Here is a 23511-nt window from a genome sequence, read left to right on the forward strand (position 1 = left end):
TGGGCTTCGCGCTTTCGTGAACGCGTGCCGGTTTACTGCGTCGGCGACGCCCCGCCGGACAGGCCCTGCATGATCATGCGATTGATATCGATCAGATCCTGAAAGCTCTCTTCGCCCCGCATGATCGCCGAGGAATGGCGATTGATGAACAGGCTCAGGGAAATGATCTGCGCACGCATCGGAGCGCCCAGGGCGTTGCCTGCATCGCTGCACTCGCCGGCCAGCGTCGACCAGAGACGCCGATTCCAGTCCAGCGCGTCGATACGGGTGGCGATGTCGGATTCGTCGACGGTCGAGGCGTGAACCAGAGCGCGCGTGACCTGACCGAACAGACGGTACTCCAGGTCGCGCGGGCTCTCAGCCCTCGCTGTCGCCGCTGTGTAGGCCTGAAGCGACATTCAGCACTCTCTCTTCATACTCGACAATCTTACGCGCTGACATCAGGGCCTTGTAGTATTCGCGCGCCAGCACATGACGCGAGGCCGAGACGCATTCGGCCAGGATGTCCGGGTTCTGCGTCGCGCCCATGAATTCGGTGATCCGCAGAGCGAGTTCGTCGAAGAACTTCGACGCCGAACTCTCGTCCAGATACATCATCATGATCGGGAAATAGATGCGGCGTGCGGGCGTGGTGACGTCCTCGGCCTGCATGATGTCCTTCTCGCGCAGGACGCTGGCGCGGTTTTGGAGGATCAGCACGCCGCGACGATCGCCGTTCTGGACCACGGCGCCATTCAGAACGAACTTCTCGCCGGGTTTCAGCGACAGCTTCAAGGCCATTGAGGACCGTACTCCAGTCGTGATCGAGCCGGTCGCGCACGACAGCTCCGAGTGAATCAGACTCTACCCCGGCATCAGTTAACCATCCCTTGTGAGATCGATCCGCTGGAACGCGTATCGTCGCCGTTGCGTTGGCTTGTCGAAGAGGAGACGACCATGCCGGACAACGACTATCAGGACGATCAGGAACAGTCTGAGACGTTCGACGAAACCCATCTGGACGACGAGGGCGACGGCGAATTTCTGCTGGATGAAGCCGACCAGGTGCTGGACGTGACCCAGGCTGACGGCGACGCCGACGAAGAGGAGTTCGACGAGGACGCCGAGGTCGATCTCGACGACCAGCTAGCTCTCGACGGCATCGAACGCGAAGCCGACGCCCTGTTGGGCGTCGATGGCGAAAACCGCGATCAGATCGACGCCGAAGGCGGGCCTGCGTCAGCACCAGATGAAGTCGAGCTCGTCTATTCGGGCCTGATGGAAAACGAACGCGGCGCACAGGCCAGCGCCGCCCACTGGGAAGCCAAACGGCTCTCGGATGACGACATCACGGACCTGGGATACGGCCCGGACGGTGATCAAGACGCTCCGGCGCGATAAGGAGACAATGACATGACCGACGATAAAGCCCGTCACGACGCGTCCACCGACGCCCCGCACGCCAAGCGCACGACCTCGCAGGACGGTGTGCCGGACCAGCTCGACAAGATCGAAAAGTCCGAAAGCCGCCAGGAGGCGCTCGTGGATGAGGGTCTGGAAGAAACCTTCCCCGCCAGCGATCCGGTCTCGGCCAAGCGCATCACCTGATCGCTGTTCACGGCGCAAGTGATCCGCTAACCCACTTCGTGGAAACACGGAGTGGGTTTTTCTATGAGCCGTTTCGAAGGCACGGACCGTTATATCGCCACGAGCGACCTCAAGGTCGCGGTGAACGCTGCGGTCGCGTTAGAGCGTCCCCTGCTGATCAAGGGCGAGCCCGGCACAGGCAAGACGGTCCTGGCCTATGAGATCGCCAAGGCCTTCGACGCACCGCTGATCACTTGGCACGTCAAATCCACGACCAAGGCCCACAACGGTTTGTATGAGTATGACGCGGTCAGCCGACTGCGCGACAGCCAGTTGGGCGAGGAGCGCGTCCATGACGTCCGCAACTATCTGAAAAAAGGCAAGCTGTGGGAAGCCTTCACCGCCCCTGCCCGCCCCGTCCTGCTGATCGACGAGATCGACAAGGCCGACATCGAGTTCCCGAACGACCTGCTTCAGGAACTGGATCGGATGGAGTTCTACGTCCAGGAAACGGACGAGACGATCCGCGCCGAAGTTCGTCCCATCGTCATCATCACCTCCAACAACGAGAAGGAACTGCCCGACGCCTTCCTGCGGCGCTGCTTCTTCCACTTCATTCGCTTCCCCGACGCCGAGACCCTGTCGGCCATCGTCGATGTGCACTTCCCCGGCATCAAACCGCGCTTGGTGTCCGAGGCACTGAAGACCTTCTACGAAATCCGCGACACGCCGGGCCTGAAGAAGAAGCCGTCAACCTCGGAGCTTCTGGATTGGCTGAAGCTGCTGCTGGTCGAGGATATCGATGCTGAGACCCTGCGTGAGAAGACGCCGAACAAGCTCATCCCGCCGCTGCATGGCGCGCTGCTCAAGAACGAGCAGGACGTGCATCTGTTCGAACGCCTGGCCTTCCTGAACCGCCGCGAAGGCTCGCGCCCCGGCGGCTGACCCGGTGATTACCGCGATTTCACTGGATCACGCGGCCGCAGCGCGCAGAATGAGGGCCAAGAGAGGTTCGACCATGCGTCATGTCCTGCTTTATCTAGCCCTCAGCGCCAGCCTGGCCGCCTGCGACGGCGACAACTCGGTCCGCATCACCACCACCTCGTCCAGCGACGATCAGGGCGCGGGCGTATTGAAGGTGATCGACGCCCTGCAATGCCCCGACAATCTTGGCGTTCTGACGCGGAAAGGCCTGGCGGCGGCGGGCGGCGCGAACTGCGTCTATGGCGGCCCCAAGGGCGCCGACGTCGTTCTGCATCTGGTCAAGCTGGACGGTCGCTCCGTTGATGACGTCCTGCGGGACTTCGAGGCGCGCGCCAGCGCCGATCTGCCCCATACGGTCGCGCGCCTGGCTCCGGGCGCAGGCGATGCGCCGCCGCCTCCGCCATCGATCGAGGCAGGGGATACGACTTCCGTCCAGGCGCCTGGGGTCGACATCAAGACGCGCGGCGAGGACGCCTCGGTCCGCCTGCCCGGCCTGAAGATCGAGACCCAGGGCGATAACGCCAGCGTCCGCATCGGCGGCATCAACATCCAGTCCAAGGACGGACAAAACGTCCGCACCGAAACCTCGACGGTCAGCGTGGACGCCAACGACAACTCCACGCGCGTGCGCACCCGTGCGCCGGGCGCGGCGACGCGCATGACCTATATCCTAGCTGACGATCAGCCCGGCGATGCGGGCTGGCGCCAGGTCGGCTTCGAGGCGCGCGGCCCCAGCGGCGGCCCGATCGTCATCGCCGTGGTCAGGTCCAAGGATCGTAGAAACGACGGCATTTTCGACGACGCCAAGGAACTGGTCACACTGAACGTCGGACGCTGACGCGGCGATTTCCTGCGCCGTCTGGTCCCTCCCGCTTGATCCCGGCGTATCTTTGCGTCACCTGACCAGCCGACAAGCGATCAGGACACGCGATTTGGCCGAGCGCCCCACCAAGAAGAACGCCCCCCGCGCCTGGCAGCGCATGCTGTCCGGTCGTCGCCTGGATCTGCTGGACCCGTCGCCGTTCGACATCGAGATCGAGGACATCGCCCACGGTCTGGCGCGCGTCGCCCGCTGGAACGGTCAGACCATCGGCGAGCACGCCTTTTCGGTCGCCCAGCACTCGTGCGTGGTCGAAGAGATCGCCGCCCACATCAAGCCCGGCCTGGATCCGAAATGGCGTCTGGCCGCCCTGCTGCATGACGCCTCGGAATACGTCATCGGCGACATGATCTCGCCGTTCAAGGCGGCGCTCGGAGCCGGTTACAAGGACTTCGAGGCCAAGCTGGAAGCCGCGATCCACCTGCGCTACGGCCTGCCGCCCAAGACGCCGCAAACGATCAAGACCCTGATCAAGAAGGCCGACAAGGCCTGCGCCTTCTTCGAGGCGACGCAGCTGGCAGGTTTCACCGAAAAGGAATCGCTGGGCTTCTTCGGCAGCCCGCCCCAGGGCTACAGCCTGACGATCGAACCCCAACCCGCGCCGGTCGCCCAGGCCCGCTATCTGGAACGCTATCGCGTCCTGGCGGGCGCCGTCGGCCTGATCCCCGCCGACGACGCCTGGCACACGGAATAGCGCAATGACCCAGGGGGCGGAGGACGGCGTTCGCATCGGCCTGTCGGCGGTCGTGATGACCCTGAAAGATCGGCAGGCCGTCGTCCTGACGACCCCGACCGAGGACGGTTCGCGCGCCCTGCCCTTCGGGCCGTTCGATCCGGTGCGCGACCGCACCTTCGAACGCGCCCTACGGGACTTCGTAACCGCCCAGACCGGGTTTCGGCTCGGCTTTGTCGAACAGCTCTACACCTTCGGCGACGCGGGCCGCGCCTCGCCGCGCGCCACCCCCGGTCCTGGCCGTCACAGGGAGGTGTCCGTCGGCTACCTGGCCCTGACGCCTGACGCGGCGGAAGGCCAGACACACGACGCCCGCTGGGACGCTGTGTTCGAATTCTTCCCTTGGGAAGACCGGCGCGGCGGCCAAGACACCCCGATCACGGAAGGCTTGCACGCCTGGGCCGATGGCGACGAGCACCGCCTGGCCCGCGCTCGCGCCCTGTTCGCCCTGACGCCCGATCATCGCTGGAACGAGGAGCGGGTCCTGGAGCGCTATGAACTGCTCTACGAAGCGCGTCTGGTCGCTGAGGCGTGGCGCGACGCCGACCTGTCGCCCACGCAGCCCATGCCGGGCCGCATCATGTCTTCCGATCACCGGCGCATCTTGGCGACCGCGCTCGGCCGCCTGCGGAGCAAGCTGAAATACCGCCCGGTTCTGTTCGATCTGACGCCTGGCGTCTTCACCCTGTCCCAACTCCAGGCGGGCGCCGAGGCCGTGTCGGGCCTCAGTCTGCACAAGCAGAATTTCCGCCGCGGCGTTGAGCGGACAGGGCTGGTCGAACCCACTGGACAGCTGTCTTCCACCACGGGCGGCCGGCCTGCCGAACTGTTTCGATTCAAGGGCGTGGACGCCCAGACCGGCGCCGCGCCGGGCCTGTCTTTGCCCGCACAAAGATAGCGTCGGATTTCTTTCACAGACGGGTTGCGAAGCGCTGCGGCTCCGACTAGAGAAGCCCCTCGCTCGACCAAGCGATATCGGCGCCGCGGAGAGGTGGCAGAGTGGTCGAATGTACCGCACTCGAAATGCGGCGTGCCTGGAAGGGTACCGTGGGTTCGAATCCCACCCTCTCCGCCACCGGCCTGACGAAGGCCTAGCCCAAGTTCCAACATTATCGAAACGAGGCTTCGGCCTTTGTCGTCGGGTTTCTGCGCCTGCATCTCGGACTCTCAAGCATTGCGCATTGAATGATCATGATACCGGTGTCAGGGTCACTTTCGTTGGATATCAGATGGGCGACGATCGATGATCACGCGACGTAAGGCGCTGCTGAGCAGCATGGCGATCGCAGGTCTGCTTTCGGCGCCCTCCGGCGTTCTTGCGGCGACGGCGCCAGATCGCGTTATGACAACCGCAGGACCGGTGATCGGTCTACGACGGGAGGGAATCAGCGTCTTCAGAGGCGTGCGATATGGAGCGCCGACGCGGCGGTTCCAACCGCCAGAAAAGCCGACGCCTTGGCGCGACCCGGTTCGTGCAACACGTTACGGCGCGGCCAGTCCGCAGCGCGGCGATGAGCCGAATCAAAGCGAAGACTGCCTGTTCCTGAACGTCAGGACGCCGGGGACCGACGCGGGTCGGCGACCGGTGATGGTCTATATCCACGGCGGCGCCTATTCGAGCGGATCGGGATCGGACCCGCTGTATGACGGCACGCGTCTGGCGGCGCGCGGCGATGTCGTGGTGGTGACGCTGAACCACCGGCTGAATGTCTTCGGTTATGCCTATCTGGCGCGACTGGCGCCGGGGTTCGAAGATTCGGGCAACGTCGGCCAGCTGGATCTGATTCTGGCGCTGCAGTGGATACGGGACAATATCGCTGCGTTCGGCGGCGATCCTTCCAGGGTGATGCTGTTCGGTCAGTCCGGCGGCGGCGCAAAGATCGCCACCCTGATGGCGACGCCGGCGGCGCAGGGTCTGTTCCACCGCGCCGCGACCATGAGCGGTCAGCAGGTGACCGCGTCCGGGCCGATCAACGCCACGACGCGAGCCACGACATGGCTGAACGCCCTGGGCCTGACACCGGATCGGGCGGCCGAAGCGGCGACGATGCCGGTCGAGCGGCTGCTCGAAGCGCAGAGCGCCGAGGACCCGATTCTGGGCTTCGGCGGCCTGTATTTCGGGCCGGTGCTGGATTTCCGCACCCTGCCCCGCCACCCCTTCTATCCCGACGCGGCGCCGCTGGGCCGGTCGATCCCCATGATCATCGGCAATACCCGCGAAGAGACGTTGGGCTTCATGGGCAACGATCCCAAGAATGTCGGCCTGACGTGGGAGACCTTGAAGACGCGGCTGTCGCCCGGCGTCATGCGAATCGACATCACGCCCGAAGCCGTGATCGCCGGCTATCGCGCCATGCATCCTGAATGGTCGCCCGACCAGGTGCTGATCGCCGCGACGACGGCGGGGCGGTCCTGGCGCGGCGCGGTGATCGAGGCCGAGGAGCGGGCCAAGGCCGGGGCGCCAGCCTGGGTCTATCAACTCGACTTCCCTGGAGAGTTGGCCTCGGGTCGCAAGGGCGCCTTCCACACCGCCGACATTCCGTTGGTGTTCGACAATGTCGAGGCGACAGGCTCGCGGACGCGTGGGCCGGATGCGCAAATCATGTCGGACCGGATGAGCGACGCCTTCATCGCCCTGGCCCGCGACGGCGATCCCAACCATGCCGGACTGCCGCGCTGGGACCGCTATGAGCTGCCTCGCCGACAGACGATGTTGATGGATATCCAGCCGCGCATGGTCGACGACCCGCGCGGCGACGAGCGGGCCTTCTTCTCGGCCATTCCCTATATCCAGCCGGGAACCTAGAGCGGGAAATCCAGCCTGACGGCCCAGGCGCGAACCAGATCGGGCCAGACCTGGGCGGGCTTGCCCTGGATCAGGCGGACGCCGAATCCGTGGCCGCCTTCCTGGAACAGATGCGCCTCAGACGGGACGGCGGCGGATTTGAGCGTGGTCAGCAGTTGCAGGCTGTTCTCGACCGGCACGGACGTGTCGTCCATGGCGTGCAGCAAGAAGACGGGAGCCGCATTCCGCCACCCCATCTGCTCAAGAGAATAGGCCGCGATCCGCTCGGCCGAAGGCGTCTCGCCCAGCAGGTGCGTCCGCGATCCGGCGTGGACGTACGGGTCCGCCATGGTCGCGACCGGATACATTAAAACGGTCAAATCTGGTCGCAAGGATGCGCTGTCGGCGGCGTCGACCGGTTCATAGGTCGGGTCCGTCCGGACACTGGCCAACCCCGCCAGATGACCGCCGGCCGAGGCGCCCAGTACGGCGATCTTTTGCCGATCGACAGCATAGTCGGCGGCGCGGCTGCGTATCAGCCGGATCGCACGCTGGGCGTCCTGAAGGGGTGCGTCGGCCCCGGCCGCCCAGCCGTCAGCCGGCAGGCGATAACGCAGGACGAAACAGGTCGTGCCGCTGGCCGCGAAAACGCGCGCAACGTCATACCCCTCCTTGTCCAGCACCGCCCAGCGGTAGCCGCCACCGGGTATGAGGAGCATCGCCGAACCGTTCGGCCGCTCGGGGCGAAAGACGGTCAGGATCGGATCGGTCGTGTACTGGGCGTAACGGTCGTGGAAGGCGGGATCGGTCGACCGTTCTGGCACGACCGGCGTGACAGTCACACCCTGCCTGCCCGGCGCGCCGTGGGGCCATAGGCGGATGATCTCGGTTGGGTCGGCCGGACCGGCGCGGCCGCCGTCCGCCACTGTCTGCGCCCTCGCCCCGGATGCGCCAACCACGGCCCCTATCGCCAGACCTAAAAGCGTCCTGCGTTCCAGATCCATCACGGTTCTCTCTTCCTGAAAAAGACGACGGCCGGACGATCGCTCGGCCGGCCGCAATCCTTGATGACGTCGCGGCGCTGAGCCACGCAGTCTTTCGTCAGACCTTGGCCAGTTCGTATTTCGGCGTGATCAGATGAATGACCAGAAGGGCGATCAGATAGGCCGAGGCCGCCACGATGAAGATGGGCGTATAGGTGCCGATCTTCTCCAAGACGTAGCCGGCGTATTTCGCCATGGCCATGCCGCCGATGGCGCCCAGCATTCCGCCGATGCCGACGACCGATCCCACCGCCGAGCGTGGGAAGACATCGCCTGGAAGCGCATAGAGATTGGCCGAGAAGCCCTGGTGCGCGGCCGTCGCCAGTCCAATGATTCCTACCGCGACCCAAAGGTTTGACGCCTCGGCCGCGAAGGCCACCGGCACGGCGCATAGGGCGCAGATCAACATGGTGATCTTGCGGGCCTTGTTGATGCTCATGCCCCTATGCATGAAGCGCGACGACAGCCAGCCGCCGCCAACCGACCCGACATCGGACAGCAGATAGATGGCGACCAGCGGCGGGCCGAAGGTCTTTAGGTCCAGCCCATAGGTTTTGCCGAGGAAGTCCGGCAACCAGAACAGGAACATCCACCAGATCGGATCAATCAGGAACTTGCCTAGAGCGTAGGCCCAGGTTTCCTTGACCGTCAGCAGTTTGGTCCATTTGACCTTTTCGACGACGTCGGCCGGGTCCTGTTCGATGTAGGCTAGTTCGGTCGCGGACAGCTTCTTCTGTTCGCGCGGGCGGCGATAGACCAGCAGCCAGATCGGAAGCCAGATCAGGCCCAAGGCCCCGGTGATGACGAAGGCCATCTGCCAGCCGAAGGCCAGGACGAGGCCTGGAACGATCAGGGGGGTGACGATGGCGCCGATATTGGTGCCGGCGTTGAACAGCCCCGTGGCGAAGGCGCGTTCCTTCTTCGGGAACCACTCCGCGACCGCCTTGATGCCGCCGGGGAAGCCGCCGGCCTCACCGACGCCCAGCATCATCCGCGCCATCATGAAGTGCGACAAGTCACGCGCCGCACCATGCATGATATGACCGATCTGCCAGATGCCGAATGCGATCCCCAGCCCCCAGCGCGCGCCAATCTTGTCCATGATCCGGCCCCACAACAGGTAGGCTACGGCATAGGACGCCTGGAACCAGAAGACGATGTCGGCATAGTCTGTTTCGGACCAACCGAATTCGGCCGAAAGGGTCGGCTTGAGGAAGCCGATCATCTGACGATCGACGTAGTTGATGACCATGGCTGCGAACAGCAGCCACATGATGATCCAGCGATACTTGCCGGGAGATGGCGCCTTGATCTGGATCGGCGGCGCGACGGAGGCGTCTGACATGGTTATGAAAACCCGTTCCTGAATATTCCTCGACGCGTCCCTGCTCTTTTCCGTCCCTGAACGGCGGCGGGGTGGGCGTCCGATGATGTTACTGGGCTTCGGCCCTGACGACCGAACAGTGAAGTTCTGCGATACCCTTGAAGATGCACACGGCCTCGTCGCCCGCGTGGACACGGTGGACGCCGGTGACAGCCCCGGTCGAAACCAGCGTGCCCGCCTTCAGCGGACGGCCCCAGCGCGCGCAATGTTCAAGCAGAAATCGCACGGATTCCATCGCGCCGCCCGCCAGGGACTGCGACCCGCCCGTGCCGACACTGGCGCCATTGATCACCGTCTCGACCTCAATGCCGTCCAGCCGGTCGCGCCAGTTCTCGACCTCGGGACCGATCATCAGTCCGCCATTGTTGCCGAAATCGGAGGCGACCACGGCTGATCCCAGGTCGTTGATCGTCGAAAGCGGACTGCCAGCCAGCTCGACGCCGATGAAGACCTTGTCCACGACGCCCATCGCGTCTTCGATGGTCCAGTCGGTCTTGGCTGGATCGGCGTCGGCGCCGATCCGAGCAATGAACTCGGCTTCCACCGCTGCAAACCCGCCCTCGATTTCGGGCAAAGGCACGACTGTATCGCCGGGCGCCGGCCAGACGTTGCGCGCGAAGATGGCGCCGGCCAGACGATGGATCCCCAGCTTCGGCTGCTGCTCAGGCGGGACACCGCCCACCTTCCAGCCCACGACCTTATCGGGAAACAGACCGATGGCGACGTCCTGGATGGCGTAGGATTCGGCCATGCTCTGCGGAATCACGCCGGGATAGTCTGGCGTGTTGCGCGCCGCCAGACGCGCGGCGACGAACTGCTGTGCGATCGCCGCCGGGTCGGCCGACAGCGCGTCGTCCTGGCTCGCAAGAGAGGGGGTCGAAGTCAAAGGTGTCGCCTCGTGAATAGGCTGCGATAAGAGCGATGAAGGAAACCGGTGTCAATGCGCTTTAACTGAGCCCCATGGCGTCGGCCGCGAGTCGCGGCTATGCCTTCAAGCTGCACATAGGGAAGGAGCCGAACCTTGGCTCAAGACGATCCGCGATCCGGCAAGCCGGGCAAGCGGGCAACCATCAACGATGTCGCCCGTGAGGCGCAGGTCTCCAAGAAGACCGTCTCGCGGGTCATCAATCAGTCGCCGTTCGTCAAGGAAGACACGCGCGAAAAGGTCAACGCCGTCATCAAGGCTCTGGGGTTCACGCCTGATCCACAGGCGCGCGGCCTGGCCTTTCGACGTTCGTTCCTCGTCGGTCTGATCTACGACAACCCCAGCCCGACCTATGTCGTGAACATGCAGCAGGGCGTGTTGGATGCGCTAAAGGGGTCCGGCCTGGAACTGGTCGTTCATCCTTGCAATCGCAACTCCCCTACCCTGCTGGAAGACATCAGGGGCTTCGTCGAGCGCCAACGTCTGTACGGCGTCATCATGCCGCCTTCGGTGTCCGAGGACGAACAGGTCATCGACCTGCTGCGCGATCTCGACTGCCCCTATGTCCGCATCGCCTCGGTGGCCTTGGATGAACCTCAGGCGATGGTGGTCACCAATGACTGGCTCGGCGCGGCTGAGGCAGCGGCACATTTGGCCGATCTGGGACACAGACGAATCGGTCTGGTGCGCGGGCCGGACCTGTTCCGGTCGTCGGCCGTGCGTGGCAAGGGGTTCCTGGACGCTCTGGCCGAGCGCGGGATCCCGCTGGACCCGGCTTACGATTTCAAAGGCGCCTATACGTTCGAATCAGGCGTGGAGGCGGGCCACGCCCTCCTGGCGCTGGAAACGCCGCCGACCGCGATCTTCACCCTCAACGACGACATGGCCATCGGGGTGATGCAGGCGGCGCGAGATCGCGGCCTTGAGCTGCCGCGCGACCTGTCCGTCGTCGGTTTCGATGATTTGCCGATGGCGGCGCGGGTTTGGCCCAACCTGACCTCGGTGCGCCTGCCGATCCGAGACATGGGACGGATGGCGGCCGAAAAGCTGCTGGCGCCGATGCGGGGCGTGGATCCGGCCACGATGCAGCAGCCCGAAGTTCGACCGGCTCTGGTGGTGCGCAAGTCGGCAATCCCGGTAGTCTGAGTTGGGTCGGCGCGCGTGATCGCGCGCCGACCTCTCTGCCTCAGGCCGTTTCGAGGGCAGGCTTGGCGGCGAGAACGCCCTTCAGATAGTCGCGAATGCCTTCGTCCGTGGCATTGGCGAAGAAGTAGTCCTGGAATTTCTCGCCGGCGATGGCGGCCTTCAGCAGATCCTGATCCATTGTCTTTAGAACCGTCAGCATGTCGTGGCAGGTCACCGACTTCAGGTCGCTGAGCACGCCGCGATTCTTGCGCATGATCTCGGCGCGTTCCTTGGGATAGCCCAGGCCGCGCTCGCCTTCGAACAGCTTGCGATAGACGTCCTGAAGGTTCAGTTCCGCCGCCCAGCCGAAGCCCTTGGCGTAGGGCATGGCGATGGCGTTGCCGTCGTTGATCTGGCCGAACAGGAAGGCGTCGGTCGGGTCGATGATCAGGCCGCAGAAAACGCCCGGCATGGCGTTGGCGGCCAGCATCGAGCCCGTGCCCGTACCGCAGCCCGTGACGACGAAATCGGCCGCGCCGGAGTTCAGCAGGATGCCGGTCAGGACGCCGTTCATCACGTAGGTCAGCGACGCCTTGTCCTCGGCCGCATACATTCCATAGTGGAAGACTTCATGGCCCAGCGGTTCGGCGACGGCGGTCAGTGCGGCATGCACCGTCTCGCTTTTGGCGGCCTGGCTGTTTTCGATGACGAGAGCGATCTTCATGGGGGAATCCTCAAGACGGTGGCGATGCGATGCCGACATATGTGGACGGCGTTGGTCTAATCGATTGCATCATTATATGACACCGGTTACCTAGTCCACAGAAGGACGGGCGCAAGATCCGTCTCGGTGGCTCGCGCTGCGAGTTCCCAGGGAGACCGGCATGTACGACCCCATGTACGACAAAGTCTATCAGGCCACTCATTCCGACATGATGGACGGCGCCTCAAACCAACAGCTGCGCGATCGCTATCTGATCGAGAACCTGTTCGTTCCGGGCAGAATCAGCCTGATTTATTCCCACCACGAGCGCATGATCATCGGCGGCGCGACACCGGCCGAGACCGCCCTGAGCCTGCCCACCCAGTCGGAGCCACCCTCCTTGGCCGGCGCGCCGTTTCTGCAGGCCCGTGAACTGGGCGTGGTCAATATCGGCGGCGCCGGTTCGATCACGGTGGATGGCGAGACTATCGAACTAGGGTTCCGTGACGGCCTGTACGTGCCGATGGGATCGAGCGACGTCAGCTTCGCCTCGAATAACCCCGCCGAGCCGGCGAAATTCTATCTGGTCGCCACGCCCGCCCACGCCCGCTACGACCTGACAAAGATCTCGATCGAGGAGGCTGTGCCGCTGGAAATGGGGTCGCTGGAGACCTCCAACGAACGGACCATCTATCAGTACATCGTTCCCGCCAAGGTGAGGTCCTGCCAGTTGCTGTTGGGCGTGACGGTGCTCAAGTCGGGCTCGGTGTGGAACACTATGCCGCCGCACATTCACGACCGCCGTTCGGAAGCCTACCTCTATTTCGGCCTGGGCGAAGACGACCGCGTCTTTCACTTCATGGGCGAACCAGACAAGTCACGCCACATCGTCATCGCCGACGGCGAGGCGGTGATCTGCCCGCCGTGGTCGATCCATACTGGCGCAGGCACCTCGAACTACACCTTCATCTGGGGCATGGGCGGCGAGAACCTCGACTACACCGACATGTACAAGCTCGACATCTGCCAGTTGAAGTAATCAGGACAAGAGGAAGAAAAACATGAGCAATCCGTTCGACCTGACCGGCAAGGTCGCCCTGGTCACCGGCGGCAATGTGGGCCTGGGCCAAGGCATCGCCCTCGCTTTGGCCGAAGCCGGCGCCGACATCGTCTCGGTCGCCCTGTCGGATTCTGACGACACGGTCGCCAAGGTTCAGGCCATGGGCCGTCGCGCCCACGCCATCAGCGCCGACCTGACCTCGATCGAGCCGGTCGAGCGCGTGGTTCAGGAAGCTTTGGCCGCCATGGGCCGGATCGACATCCTGGTGAACAACGCCGGCCTGATCCGTCGCGCCGACGCGGTGGACTTCACCGAGGCTGACTGGGACCTGGTGATGAACATCAATCTGAAGACCGTCTTCTTCATGAGCCAGGCGGTCGCTCGTCTGTTCATCAAACAGGGCGACGGCGGCAAGATCATCAACATCGCCTCCATGCTGTCCTTCCAGGGCGGGATCCGCGTGCCGTCCTACACCGCGTCCAAATCGGGCGTCGCCGGCCTGACCAAGCTGATGGCTAATGAATGGGCGCCGCACCGCATCACCGCCAACGCCATCGCCCCCGGCTATTTCGCCACCGCCAACACCCAGGCTCTGCGCGAGGACCCGGTGCGTTCGGCCGAAATCCTGGGCCGCATCCCGGCCGGGCGCTGGGGCGAGCCGTCGGACCTGGGCGGTGCGGCCGTCTTCCTGGCCAGCCGGGCCTCCGACTACGTCCAAGGCGCCATCCTGCCGGTCGACGGCGGCTGGCAGGCGCGCTGATCCGGGGCTAGCGTTGCGATCATGACCCAGGCTGCATCTTCCCGCCGCATCCTCTGCTTCGGCGAGATGCTGCTGCGGTTTTCGCCCGACGCCAACGAACTGCTGATGCAGTCGCCTGCCCTGACCGTGCGTCCGGCCGGCGCCGAGGCCAATGTCGCCGTGTCGCTGGCTCGCTTCGGCGCGCCGACCGGCATAGCGACGGTTCTGGCCGACAATGCGCTGGGCCGCGGCGTGCGTGACGAGGTGCGCAAGCACGGGGTCGACACCTCTCAGGTCGTCTTCAAACCCGGCCGCATGGGTCTGTATTTCCTGACGCCGGGCGCTGTTCGTCGTCCGTCGGAAGTCCTCTATGACCGCGCCGGATCGGCCTTTGTCGAATATGTCGATACGGCCTTCGACTGGGACCAACTTCTGGATGGCGTCGAATGGCTGCACGCCTCGGGCGTGACGCCGGCGACGGGGCCGAACGGCTCGGCCGCCGCCCTCGCCATCATCGAGGCTGCCGTCCGCAAGGGCGTCAATGTCAGCTACGACGGCAACTTCCGCGGCAAGTTATGGGAACAATGGGATGGCGATCCCCCGGCCACGCTCGGCAAGATGCTGGCCGGCGCCACGGTCGCCTTCGCCGACGACCGCGACTTCGCCCTGGTGCTGAAGACGACATTCATCAGCCCCGACCCGGCTGTGCGTCGTCGTGAAGCCGCCAAGGCCGCCTTCGCCGCCTTCCCGCGCCTGCAACGCATCGCCTGCACCCTGCGCGTTCAGGATAGCGTCGCCGACCAGGCCTTGTCGGCTGTCATGCTGACGCGCAATGGCGGCGAAGTGATCGAAACCAAAGCCGAGGCCATTCATATGGCCGGCGTCGTGGACCGGGTCGGCGGCGGCGACGCCTTCGCCTCCGGTGTGCTGTTTGGCCTGTGGAACGGCTGGTCTGATCAAGTGACCCTCGACTTCGGCCTCGCCGCCGCCGGCTTGAAACATTCCGTGCCCGGCGACTTCAACCTTTTCACCGCCGACGACGTACGCGCAGCCATGGGCGACGGCGGGTTCGATATCCGCCGCTGAGGCTGAGAGCATTGTGATTGGGTGGAGGCCGCATGGAGAAGTCCATGCGGCCTTTTTCAATCCCGCCGTGGGGCTAGGAAACCGGTGTCAATCATGCTTCAGTGACGGTTCGAGACGGTCGTTAGAAACCGTGCGAGAGAGGTCACACCAGGAGTTTCCATGTCCGTCACGTCCATGAACCGCCGCGCTCTTTTGGCCGCGGGCGCCGCCGCCACCTTCGTCGCCGCGTCCGGCCCCGCCATGGCCCAGGCGTCGCCAGGGCGCGCCGCCATTCTGGACACCATGAAGCGCGCCGCTCGGTTCATGAGCGAAGAGGCCGCCGTCGAGGGCGGCTATGTTTGGCAATACCTGCCCGACTTCTCGCGCCGTTGGGGCGAGCTTGAGGCCAACCCGACGATGATCTGGGTCCAACCGCCGGGCACCGCGACCGTGGGCCATCTGTTCCTGGACGCCTATCACGCAACCGGCGACGAATTTTACTATGAAGCCGCCAAGAAGGCCGCAGACGCCCTGATCAAGGGCCAGCACCCGTTGGGCGGCTGGAACTATGTGATCGACACCGCCGGCGAGGAGTCGCTGAAGCAGTGGTACGGCACGGTCGCCGCCAACGCCTGGCGATTGGAGGAATTCCACCACTACTACGGCAACGCGACGTTCGACGACGCGGGGACAGCCGAGGCGTCGCAACTGTTGCTGCGGATCTACCTTGAGAAGAAGGATCGCAAATATCTGGTGCCGCTGAACAAGGCGATCAGCTTCGTGCTGGAAAGCCAGTACGAGAACGGCGGCTGGCCCCAGCGCTATCCGTTCGTCGAGAACGGCGGTCTGCACGGCCATGCGGACTATACGCCCTACATCACCTTCAACGACGACGTGGCCGGCGAGAACCTGGAGTTCCTGATCTACGCCTATCACGGGCTAGCGCGGAACGGCCGGGGCGATGCAAGGATTCTGGACGCCATCAATCGCGGCATGGACATCTTCGTGAAGACCCAGCAGCCGCAGCCTCAACCCGCCTGGGGCCTGCAACACTTCCCCGACACGCTGAAGCCGGCGGGCGCCCGGACCATCGAGCCGCAAGCCTTCGTCACCCACACGACCGGCACCAACATCAAGTCGATGATGGGCTTCTATCGCCTGACGGGCGACCGCAAGTATCTGGCCCGCCTGCCCGAGGCGATGGACTGGCTGGATCAGGTCGCGGCCAAGCCGCCGCTGAACACGCCGGGCCGCACGCACCCGACCTTCATCCTGGAAGGCGCCAACACCCCGATCTACATCCACCGGCGCGGGTCCAACATCGCCAACGGCCAGTACTACGCCGACGACAACCCCACCAATCTGATCGTCCACTACGGTTCGTTCCGCAATGTGGACACCCCGGCCCTGCGCGCGGAGTACGCGCGTCTGTCGACCATGCCGGTCGATGAGGCCACGCGCGGGTCGCCGCTGAAGGCGCGCCCCGGCTCGCTAAATCTGCCCAAGTACTTCACGCTTCAGGATGTGGACGTGTGGGACATGTCCAGCGATGCTCGTCGCCCGACCGCGCCTCACGCCGGTCGCGCGGCCGAAGTCATGGCCGGGCTGAATGCGCGCGGCTATTGGCCCACGCCGCTGACCACGACGTCAAACCCGTACAAGGGCCCCTCCCCCACCGCCGTAACAGGCGGCGAATACCAGATGACCCGCGTCGGCGACCTGTGGGACACCTCGCCTTACAATACCGACTTCCCGGTGGAGGGCGTCTCCACCTCGGTCTTCATCCGCAACATGGGCGATCTGATCGAGTCGTTGGGGGCTTAGGACTTGCGAAGATGTGCTTTGTCCCCGCTTTCGTGGCGGGGATAACGCACTGATCCTGTGTCAAATCGCCAGCATCTCTCGGGTCATGCCCGTTACCGACTTGGCGCCGGTCAGGGTCATGGCGACGCGCATTTCCTTTTCGAACAGGTCCAGCAGGTTTTCGACACCCGCCTGACCGTTCGCCGCCAAGGCGTAGATGAAGGCGCGGCCCAGCAGGACCGCGTCGGCGCCCAGGGCGATGGCGCGGACCACGTCCAGACCGTTGCGGATGCCGGAATCCACCAGAATCTTCAGCTCGCCCTGCACCGCGTTGGCGATGGCGGGCAGAGCGCAGGCAGACGACAGCACTCCATCCAACTGACGCCCGCCGTGGTTCGACACCACGATGCCGTCTGCGCCGAAGCTGACGGCGTCGCGGGCGTCCTGCGGATCCAGGATGCCCTTGATGATCATCGGCCCGTCCCAGAAATCGCGGATCCATTGCAGATCCTTCCACGAAATCGACGGATCGAAGTTGTTCGCCAGCCAACCGATGTAGTCGGCCAGGCCCGTCGGCTTGCCCAGATAGGCCGAGACATTGCCGAGGTCGTGCGGCGTGCCGCGCACCCCGACGTCCCAGGCCCAGGCCGGATGGGTCATGGCCTGGACCATGCGGCGAATCTCAGCATTGGGCCCGCTCATGCCCGAATGGGCGTCACGGTAGCGAGCGCCCGGCGTCGGCATATCGACGGTGAAGACCAGGGTCTTCACCCCCTCCGCCTTGGCCCGTTCCAGCGCATTCCTCATGAAGCCGCGATCGCGCAGCACATAGAGCTGGAACCACATGGGCCGGTCGATGGCCGGCGCGACCTCCTCAATCGGGCAGACAGACACGGTCGACATCGTGAACGGCACGCCGCGCAAGGCCGCCGCCTTGGCCGCCTGGACCTCGCCCCTGCGCGCATACATGCCGGTCAGCCCTACGGGCCCCAGGATGATCGGCAGGCGCAGGGTCTCGTCGAACAGCTTCGTCTCAAGGCTGAGACTGGTCATGTCCTGTAGCACGCGCTGGCGAAGCGCGATGGCCTGCCAGTCCTCGACGTTGCGACGCAGGGTTTGTTCGGCATAGGCGCCGCCGTCGATGTAATGAAACAAGAAGGGCGGCAGCTTGCGCCGCGCCGCTTCCCGATAATCGCTCGGCGACGAAATGATCACGGCTTGGCCTTACTGAAAGTTGGCGAAAGCGCCGCCGTCCACCAGCAGCGCCGCACCGGACATATAACCCGCCATGTCCGAGGCCAAAAAGGCGACGACGGACGCGATGTCCTCGGGCCGGCCCAGACGCCCCAGCGGAATGCGGCCCTCCATATATTCGCGCTTCTTCGGATCGGCGAGGTCATCCTTGTTGATGTCGGTGGCGATGGTGCCCGGCAGGACCGAGTTGCACCGGATGCTGTGGCGGCCCAGGGCGACGGCGCAGGACTGCATCAGGCTGTGCACTCCTGCTTTGGTCGGGGTGTAATGGGTCTGCATCTCGCCGCCGACCAGGGCCGAGATCGAGCTGATGGCGACGATAGCGCCACCCTCCCCCTGTTTGACCATCTGATTGGCCGCCGCCTGCACCATGTAATAGGCGCCGTGAAGATTGACCTCCATCGTCCGGCGCAGGGTCTCGACCGGCATATCGAGGAAGGCGTGGAACGGACAGATGCCAGCGTTCGAGACGAATATATCAACCCGGCCCAGCGCCTGAACGGCGGCGGCGACGAAGGCTGCGGCGCTCTCGGGCTGGGCCACGTCGCCGCTGACGGCGATGGCCCGGCGGCCCAGCGCCTCGATCTCGGCGACCACCTCGGCGGCGGCCGTCTCGTCTCGGAAGGTATTCAAGGCGACATCCGCCCCCTGGCGTGCAGCTTCGATCGCCGTCGCCCGTCCGATACCCCGCGATGCGCCCGTGATCAGGACGACCTTGTTCTCTAGCAGCATGCGGGCTCCGGCGGTGGCACGGCTTCAGGATTTGGGCGACCAGCCCAGGTCGGCGCTGATCGCGTCGGCGGCCTCGGTCACGGTCTTGGTCAGTTCGGTCATCCGAGCGTCGGACATATATTGGGCAGCGGAAGACACGCTGAGCGCGGCGACGATCTGGCCGTTCACCGAACGGATCGGCGCGGCGACGCAACGGATCTGGTCTTCGTTCTCTTCCAGGTCGAAGGCATAGCCCTTCTGGGCATAGCCATGCATCCGCTCCAGCCAGACGGCGCGGGCCGACGAGTCGTAGGTGGCGCCCGGCTCGGCGTAGAAGTCGATCCAATCCGCCTCGGTCTTGTCCAGGATCAGCGCCTTGCCCAGGCCGGTCGAGGCGATCGGATGACGTTCGCCCAGGCGCGAGCCGATGTTGATCCGCCTGCGCCCCGCCACCTTGTCCAGATAAAGCGCATGACGGCCGTCCAGCACGCCCAGGTGGACCGTATCGTCGGTCTGGGCCGACAGCTGCTCCAGCCAGGGCCGGGCCACGCGTGGCAAATGCATCTGCTGACTGGCCGCATGACCCAGCTCCAGCAGTTTGGGACCCAGGGAATAGCCTTCGCGCGGGCGGAACGACAGCAGCCGCCGCTCGACCAGGGCCGAGGCAAGACGGTGTGTGGTACTGCGGGTCAGATCCAGCTTTTCGGAAAGCTCCGCCAAGGGCAGAGAGCCCTCGATCAGGGCGTCGATGACGTCCAGACCACGCAGCAGTGTCTGGCTGCCGGACGCCTTGGCGCCGACCTCTTCATCCCCATCGACCTGTGCGGTCTTGATTGACGGCGTTCGTCCCATTTCGTAATCCTCATTCTCAGAATGTAGCAAAACGCGCAAGTCGCTCCGTTACACGGACCTGACTTTGACGCTGCGCACGGAGGAACGCCAGTGAAATCCCGTATTATGGGAGCAAATCACCAAACCTTGGTGATGACGCGATGAGCCGCCTGCCCCGCATCAAACACGTCCGCGCCTTCGTCGTGAAAAACGACGGCACGGGCGGCGGCGCCGATTACCACGATCAGGGCGACGGCCACTGGATCGACGACCACATCGCCACCCCCATGGCGAAATACCCCGAGTACCGCCAGAGCCGCCGCAGCTTCGGCATCAATGTGCTGGGCACACTGGTCGTCGAGATCGAGGCCGAGAACGGCGTGGTCGGGTTTGCGGTCACAACCGGCGGCGAACCGGCGGCCTATATCGTCGAGAAACACCTGGCCCGCTTCCTCGAAAGCCGCGATCCGTCCGAGGTCGAGAAGATCTGGGACCAGATGTATTTCTCGACCCAGTATTATGGCCGCAAGGGCCTGGTGGTGAACGCCATCTCCGGCGTCGATCTGGCCCTGTGGGATCTCTTGGGCCGTCTGCGTCAGGAGCCGGTTTTCGCCATGCTGGGTGGGGCGGTGCGCGACGAACTGACCTTCTACGCCACCGGTGCGCGGCCCGACAAAGCCAAGGAACTGGGCTTCATCGGCGGCAAGATGCCCCTGCACCACGGCCCGGCCGAGGGCGAAGAGGGCCTGCACAAAAACATCGCTGAACTCGAAGCGATGCGGAACGCCTGCGGAGACGACTTCTGGCTGATGTTCGACTGCTGGATGGCGCTGGACCTGAACTACGCCACGCGGCTGGCTCACGAGGCCCACAAACTGGGTCTAAAGTGGATCGAGGAGGCGCTCAGCCCCGACGACTACTGGGGCTATAAGGCGCTGAAGAAGAACGCCCCCAAGGGGATGCTGGTCACGACTGGCGAGCATGAGGCCACCCGCTGGGGCTTCCGCATGCTGCTTGAGATGGAATGCTGCGACATCATCCAGCCGGACGTGGGCTGGTGCGGCGGCGTCACCGAACTGCAGAAGATTTCGGCCCTGGCCGACGCCAAGGGCGTGCTGATGATCCCTCACGGTTCGTCGGTCTACTCCTACCACTTCGTGGTGACCCGCCATAACAGCCCGTTCGCCGAGTTCCTGATGATGGCCCCCGGCGCCGACGAGGTCGTGCCGATGTTCCATCCGCAACTGATCGGCGAACCCGTCCCCGTAAACGGCCGCCTGAAGGTTCCAGATACCCCCGGCTTCGGCGTCGAGCTGAACCGCGACATCGCCCTGCACCGCCCCTACGCGCGCTAAGACGAAAGCCCTCCCCTCACCATGAAACTGCTGCGTTACGGCCCCAAGGGCCAGGAAAAGCCGGGCACGCTGGACGCCGAGGGGCGCATCCGCGACCTGTCCGGCGTTATCGCCGACATCACGCCGGACCAACTGCATGGCCCGGCGCTCGAGGCGCTGAAGTCCATCGACCCGACCACCCTGCCCTTGGTCGAGGGCGAGCCCCGCTATGGCGTGCCGGTCAATGGCGTACGCAAATTCCTGGCCATCGGCCTGAACTTCGCCGATCACGCAGCGGAATCGAACCTGCCGATCCCGGCCGAGCCGGTTCTGTTCACCAAGGCCATCACCTGTCTGAATGGGCCGAACGATGACGTGGTCATTCCGCGCGGCTCGGAAAAGACCGACTGGGAGGTCGAACTGGGCATCGTCATCGGCAAGCCCGCCTCCTACGTCACCCAGGCCGAGGCGCTGGATCACGTCGCCGGCTATGTCTTGATCAACGACGTGTCCGAGCGCGCCTATCAGACCGAGCGCGGCGGCACCTGGGACAAGGGCAAGGGCTGCGACACCTTCGGCCCCGTCGGCCCCTGGCTGGTCACCACCGACGAGGTGGGCGACGTCCAGAACCTGGACATGTGGCTGGATCTGAACGGCAAGCGGATGCAGACCGGCAATACCAAAACCATGATCTTCGGCGTCGCCGAGATCGTCTCCTATCTGTCGGAATTCATGACGCTGGAGCCCGGCGATCTGATCACCACCGGCACCCCGCCCGGCGTCGGCCTGGGCCAGAAGCCGCCGCTGTATCTGAAACCCGGTGACACGGTGCGTCTGGGCATCCAGAAGCTGGGTGAACAGGGTCAGACCTTCGTGGAGTGGACCCGATGAGCGCCTATCAGGGCCGTTTCACGGGCCGCACCGCCGTCGTCACCGGCGGCGCCTCGGGCCTAGGCAAAGCCGCCGCCTCCCGCATCGTCGCCGAGGGCGGCAAGGTGGTGCTGTGGGACCTGAACGCCGAGGCGCTGACGGCCGCCGCCGCCGAGGTGGGGGCCGCCCATGTGATCGCACTGGACGTCGCCGACCCCGACGCCGTCGCTGCTGCGGCCGACGCCTCGGCCCAGGCGCTGGACGGCCGCATCGACATCCTGATCGCCTCGGCCGGCATCACCGGCGCCACCGTCCCGGTGCATGAGTTTCCGATCGACAGTTGGAAGCGGGTCGTCGACATCAATCTGAACGGCGTCTTCTACTGCTCCCGCGCCATCGTGCCCTTCATGCTCGCCAACGGTTACGGACGTATCGTCAATGTGGCCTCGGTCGCGGGCAAGGAAGGCAATCCCAACGCCTCAGCCTATTCCGCCTCAAAGGCCGGTGTGATCGGATTCACCAAGTCGCTGGGGAAGGAACTGGCCGGCAAGGGCGTGGTCGCCAATAGCCTGACCCCCGCCACCTTCGAAAGCCCCATCCTGGAGCAACTGCCCCAGAGCCAGGTCGATTATATGCGCTCCAAGATCCCCATGGGACGCCTGGGCGAGGTCGAAGAGAGCGCCGCCATGGTCTGCTTCATGGCCTCCGAAGAATGCAGCTTTACCACCGCCTCGACGTTCGACACGTCGGGCGGCAGAACGACTTATTAGGACGCACGCGTGGCTTCGGACCTTCGCATCGTCGACGGGCACGTCCACCTGTGGGACCTGTCGCGTGCGCGCTATGGCTGGCTTCAGGACGATCCCCTGCCGAACAATCCGGCGGGAGACATGTCGCCCATCGCCAACGCAAGCTATCTGCTGGACAACTATCTGGCTGATACGGCTGGGTGGCGTGTGGGCAAGATCGTTCACGTCGAGGCCGGTCAGCCCGGCGGTCAACAACTGGCCGAGACCGACTGGCTTCAGTCGCTCGCCAATGACAGCGGTTATCCGCACGCGATCGTTGCCGGGGCCGACCTGCTCGACCCGGACTTGGACACCCTGCTGGAGGCCCACGCCGCCCGGCCGAACGTACGCGGCGTGCGCCAGATCGCCTGCTGGCATGAAGACCCGCTGAAGACCTACACCGACCGCGATCTGTTGCGTGACCCGAAATGGGTCGAGGGCTTCGCCAAGCTAGCGCGCCACGGCCTCTCGTTCGACCTCCAGATCTATCCATCCCAGATGGCGACCGCCGCCATCATCGCCGCCCGCCACCCCGACATTCCGATCATCGTCAACCACGCCGGCCTGCCGACCGACCGGGACACCGCAGGGATGGAGCGCTGGCGCAAAGGTCTGCGCCTGCTGGCCGCCCAGCCGCAGATCTCGATCAAGATCTCAGGCTTGGGCATCACCGACCGCGCCTGGACGCCCGACAGCATCCGTCCCATCGTTGTGGAGTGCATCGAGGCCTTCGGGACCGAGCGCGCCATGTTCGCCTCGGACTTCCCCGTCGAAAGCGTGCACGGAACCTTCGACGCCTTCTATTCCGCCTTCGATGCGATCACGGCCGACTTGTCGGTTGACGAACGTGACCGCCTGTTCGCCGCCAACGCCGAGGCGATCTACCGTATCTGACCCACCCGCCGAAGCCGCATCAAGACGGCGAGGC

25 protein-coding genes and 1 tRNA gene are annotated in these 23511 nt (G+C 64.7%); 17 read left to right on the top strand and 9 right to left on the bottom strand.

Annotation, left to right across the window (positions count from 1 at the left end):
- Nucleotides 1–32: 32 nt before the first annotated feature.
- Nucleotides 33–398 (bottom strand): flagellar biosynthesis regulator FlaF, encoded by a 366-nt coding sequence (flaF, locus tag A4249_RS07585; RefSeq protein WP_055808591.1) that lies wholly within the window; start codon nucleotides 396–398, stop codon nucleotides 33–35.
- The gene (gene flbT / locus A4249_RS07590; protein ID WP_045811316.1) at nucleotides 358–780 is read right to left on the bottom strand and encodes a flagellar biosynthesis repressor FlbT; all 423 of its coding nucleotides are present in this window, start codon (nucleotides 778–780) and stop codon (nucleotides 358–360) included. The genes flaF and flbT overlap by 41 nt, the downstream gene beginning before the upstream one ends.
- Nucleotides 781–936: 156 nt before the next feature.
- On the opposite strand from flbT, the gene A4249_RS07595 reads away from it, so the two are divergent.
- From A4249_RS07595 to A4249_RS07630, 8 genes are all read left to right on the top strand, one after another.
- Nucleotides 937–1380 carry a hypothetical protein gene (locus tag A4249_RS07595; protein WP_066551816.1) on the top strand — a complete coding sequence of 148 codons (444 nt, stop codon included), beginning with the start codon at nucleotides 937–939 and terminating at the stop codon, nucleotides 1378–1380.
- Between the two features lie 12 nt (nucleotides 1381–1392).
- Nucleotides 1393–1587, top strand: a complete 195-nt coding sequence (locus A4249_RS07600) for a hypothetical protein (protein ID WP_066551817.1) — start codon at nucleotides 1393–1395, stop codon at nucleotides 1585–1587.
- A gap of 63 nt (nucleotides 1588–1650) precedes the next feature.
- Nucleotides 1651–2511, top strand: a complete 861-nt coding sequence (locus tag A4249_RS07605) for an AAA family ATPase (protein ID WP_017505219.1) — start codon at nucleotides 1651–1653, stop codon at nucleotides 2509–2511.
- Between the two features lie 73 nt (nucleotides 2512–2584).
- Nucleotides 2585–3388, top strand: coding sequence for a methyltransferase type 11 (locus A4249_RS07610; protein WP_066551818.1), 804 nt, complete (start codon nucleotides 2585–2587; stop codon nucleotides 3386–3388).
- Between the two features lie 94 nt (nucleotides 3389–3482).
- Nucleotides 3483–4124 (top strand): HD domain-containing protein, encoded by a 642-nt coding sequence (locus tag A4249_RS07615; protein WP_156494670.1) that lies wholly within the window; start codon nucleotides 3483–3485, stop codon nucleotides 4122–4124.
- A gap of 4 nt (nucleotides 4125–4128) precedes the next feature.
- Nucleotides 4129–5061 carry an NUDIX hydrolase gene (locus A4249_RS07620; protein WP_066551819.1) on the top strand — a complete coding sequence of 311 codons (933 nt, stop codon included), beginning with the start codon at nucleotides 4129–4131 and terminating at the stop codon, nucleotides 5059–5061.
- A gap of 87 nt (nucleotides 5062–5148) precedes the next feature.
- Nucleotides 5149–5238: transfer RNA gene (locus A4249_RS07625), tRNA-Ser, on the top strand.
- A 267-nt stretch (nucleotides 5239–5505) separates the two neighbouring features.
- Nucleotides 5506–6969: a carboxylesterase/lipase family protein gene (locus tag A4249_RS07630; RefSeq protein ID WP_231868794.1), complete on the top strand. Its 1464-nt coding sequence runs from the start codon at nucleotides 5506–5508 to the stop codon at nucleotides 6967–6969.
- Here A4249_RS07630 and A4249_RS07635 read toward each other — a convergent pair.
- The 3 genes from A4249_RS07635 to A4249_RS07645 form a co-directional block, all read right to left on the bottom strand.
- Entirely contained in the window at nucleotides 6966–7874 is a 909-nt protein-coding gene (locus A4249_RS07635) for an alpha/beta hydrolase (protein WP_231868795.1), read from the bottom strand. The genes A4249_RS07630 and A4249_RS07635 overlap by 4 nt on opposite strands.
- A gap of 175 nt (nucleotides 7875–8049) precedes the next feature.
- Nucleotides 8050–9336, bottom strand: coding sequence for an MFS transporter (locus tag A4249_RS07640; RefSeq protein ID WP_066551822.1), 1287 nt, complete (start codon nucleotides 9334–9336; stop codon nucleotides 8050–8052).
- Nucleotides 9337–9424: 88 nt separating this feature from the next.
- Nucleotides 9425–10261 (bottom strand): 2-keto-4-pentenoate hydratase, encoded by an 837-nt coding sequence (locus A4249_RS07645; RefSeq protein WP_082854105.1) that lies wholly within the window; start codon nucleotides 10259–10261, stop codon nucleotides 9425–9427.
- Between the two features lie 135 nt (nucleotides 10262–10396).
- Here A4249_RS07645 and A4249_RS07650 point away from each other — a divergent pair, with 135 nt between their 5' ends.
- Entirely contained in the window at nucleotides 10397–11446 is a 1050-nt protein-coding gene (locus A4249_RS07650) for a LacI family DNA-binding transcriptional regulator (protein ID WP_066551823.1), read from the top strand.
- A gap of 40 nt (nucleotides 11447–11486) precedes the next feature.
- Here the strand turns inward: A4249_RS07650 and A4249_RS07655 are convergent, their stop codons facing one another.
- The gene (locus tag A4249_RS07655; protein ID WP_066551824.1) at nucleotides 11487–12149 is read right to left on the bottom strand and encodes an RpiB/LacA/LacB family sugar-phosphate isomerase; all 663 of its coding nucleotides are present in this window, start codon (nucleotides 12147–12149) and stop codon (nucleotides 11487–11489) included.
- Nucleotides 12150–12321: 172 nt separating this feature from the next.
- On the opposite strand from A4249_RS07655, the gene kduI reads away from it, so the two are divergent.
- The 4 genes from kduI to A4249_RS07675 all read left to right on the top strand — a co-directional run bounded on the left by kduI (nucleotide 12322) and on the right by A4249_RS07675 (nucleotide 16816).
- Nucleotides 12322–13167, top strand: a complete 846-nt coding sequence (kduI, locus tag A4249_RS07660) for a 5-dehydro-4-deoxy-D-glucuronate isomerase (protein WP_066554893.1) — start codon at nucleotides 12322–12324, stop codon at nucleotides 13165–13167.
- A 22-nt stretch (nucleotides 13168–13189) separates the two neighbouring features.
- The gene (gene kduD / locus A4249_RS07665; RefSeq protein WP_066551825.1) at nucleotides 13190–13948 is read left to right on the top strand and encodes a 2-dehydro-3-deoxy-D-gluconate 5-dehydrogenase KduD; all 759 of its coding nucleotides are present in this window, start codon (nucleotides 13190–13192) and stop codon (nucleotides 13946–13948) included.
- A 21-nt stretch (nucleotides 13949–13969) separates the two neighbouring features.
- Nucleotides 13970–15013 (top strand): sugar kinase, encoded by a 1044-nt coding sequence (locus A4249_RS07670; protein WP_066551826.1) that lies wholly within the window; start codon nucleotides 13970–13972, stop codon nucleotides 15011–15013.
- A 159-nt stretch (nucleotides 15014–15172) separates the two neighbouring features.
- Nucleotides 15173–16816 carry a pectate lyase gene (locus tag A4249_RS07675; RefSeq protein ID WP_066551827.1) on the top strand — a complete coding sequence of 548 codons (1644 nt, stop codon included), beginning with the start codon at nucleotides 15173–15175 and terminating at the stop codon, nucleotides 16814–16816.
- Between the two features lie 60 nt (nucleotides 16817–16876).
- Here the strand turns inward: A4249_RS07675 and lldD are convergent, their stop codons facing one another.
- From lldD to A4249_RS07690, 3 genes are read right to left on the bottom strand one after another with little or no spacing between them, the layout of a single operon-like run.
- Nucleotides 16877–18010 carry an FMN-dependent L-lactate dehydrogenase LldD gene (gene lldD / locus A4249_RS07680; protein ID WP_066551828.1) on the bottom strand — a complete coding sequence of 378 codons (1134 nt, stop codon included), beginning with the start codon at nucleotides 18008–18010 and terminating at the stop codon, nucleotides 16877–16879.
- 9 nt (nucleotides 18011–18019) lie between these two features.
- Entirely contained in the window at nucleotides 18020–18781 is a 762-nt protein-coding gene (locus A4249_RS07685) for an SDR family NAD(P)-dependent oxidoreductase (protein ID WP_066551829.1), read from the bottom strand.
- A 24-nt stretch (nucleotides 18782–18805) separates the two neighbouring features.
- A complete protein-coding gene (locus A4249_RS07690; RefSeq protein WP_066551830.1) occupies nucleotides 18806–19612 on the bottom strand; it encodes an IclR family transcriptional regulator in 807 nt (268 codons plus the stop codon).
- 140 nt (nucleotides 19613–19752) lie between these two features.
- Between A4249_RS07690 and rhmD the strand changes: the two genes are divergently transcribed.
- Genes rhmD through A4249_RS07710 form a run of 4 tightly spaced genes read left to right on the top strand, consistent with a single transcriptional unit; the run spans nucleotide 19753 to nucleotide 23477 of the window.
- Nucleotides 19753–20946, top strand: coding sequence for an L-rhamnonate dehydratase (gene rhmD, locus A4249_RS07695; RefSeq protein ID WP_066551831.1), 1194 nt, complete (start codon nucleotides 19753–19755; stop codon nucleotides 20944–20946).
- A gap of 21 nt (nucleotides 20947–20967) precedes the next feature.
- Nucleotides 20968–21816 (top strand): fumarylacetoacetate hydrolase family protein, encoded by an 849-nt coding sequence (locus A4249_RS07700; RefSeq protein ID WP_066551832.1) that lies wholly within the window; start codon nucleotides 20968–20970, stop codon nucleotides 21814–21816.
- The gene (locus tag A4249_RS07705) at nucleotides 21813–22565 is read left to right on the top strand and encodes an SDR family NAD(P)-dependent oxidoreductase (RefSeq protein ID WP_066551833.1); all 753 of its coding nucleotides are present in this window, start codon (nucleotides 21813–21815) and stop codon (nucleotides 22563–22565) included. Before A4249_RS07700 ends, A4249_RS07705 begins: the two co-directional genes overlap by 4 nt.
- Before the next feature lie 9 nt (nucleotides 22566–22574).
- The gene (locus tag A4249_RS07710) at nucleotides 22575–23477 is read left to right on the top strand and encodes an amidohydrolase family protein (RefSeq protein ID WP_066551834.1); all 903 of its coding nucleotides are present in this window, start codon (nucleotides 22575–22577) and stop codon (nucleotides 23475–23477) included.
- The last annotated feature ends 34 nt before the right edge of the window (nucleotides 23478–23511 follow it).

This window comes from Brevundimonas sp. GW460-12-10-14-LB2 (assembly GCF_001636925.1).
GTDB lineage: Bacteria > Pseudomonadota > Alphaproteobacteria > Caulobacterales > Caulobacteraceae > Brevundimonas > Brevundimonas vesicularis.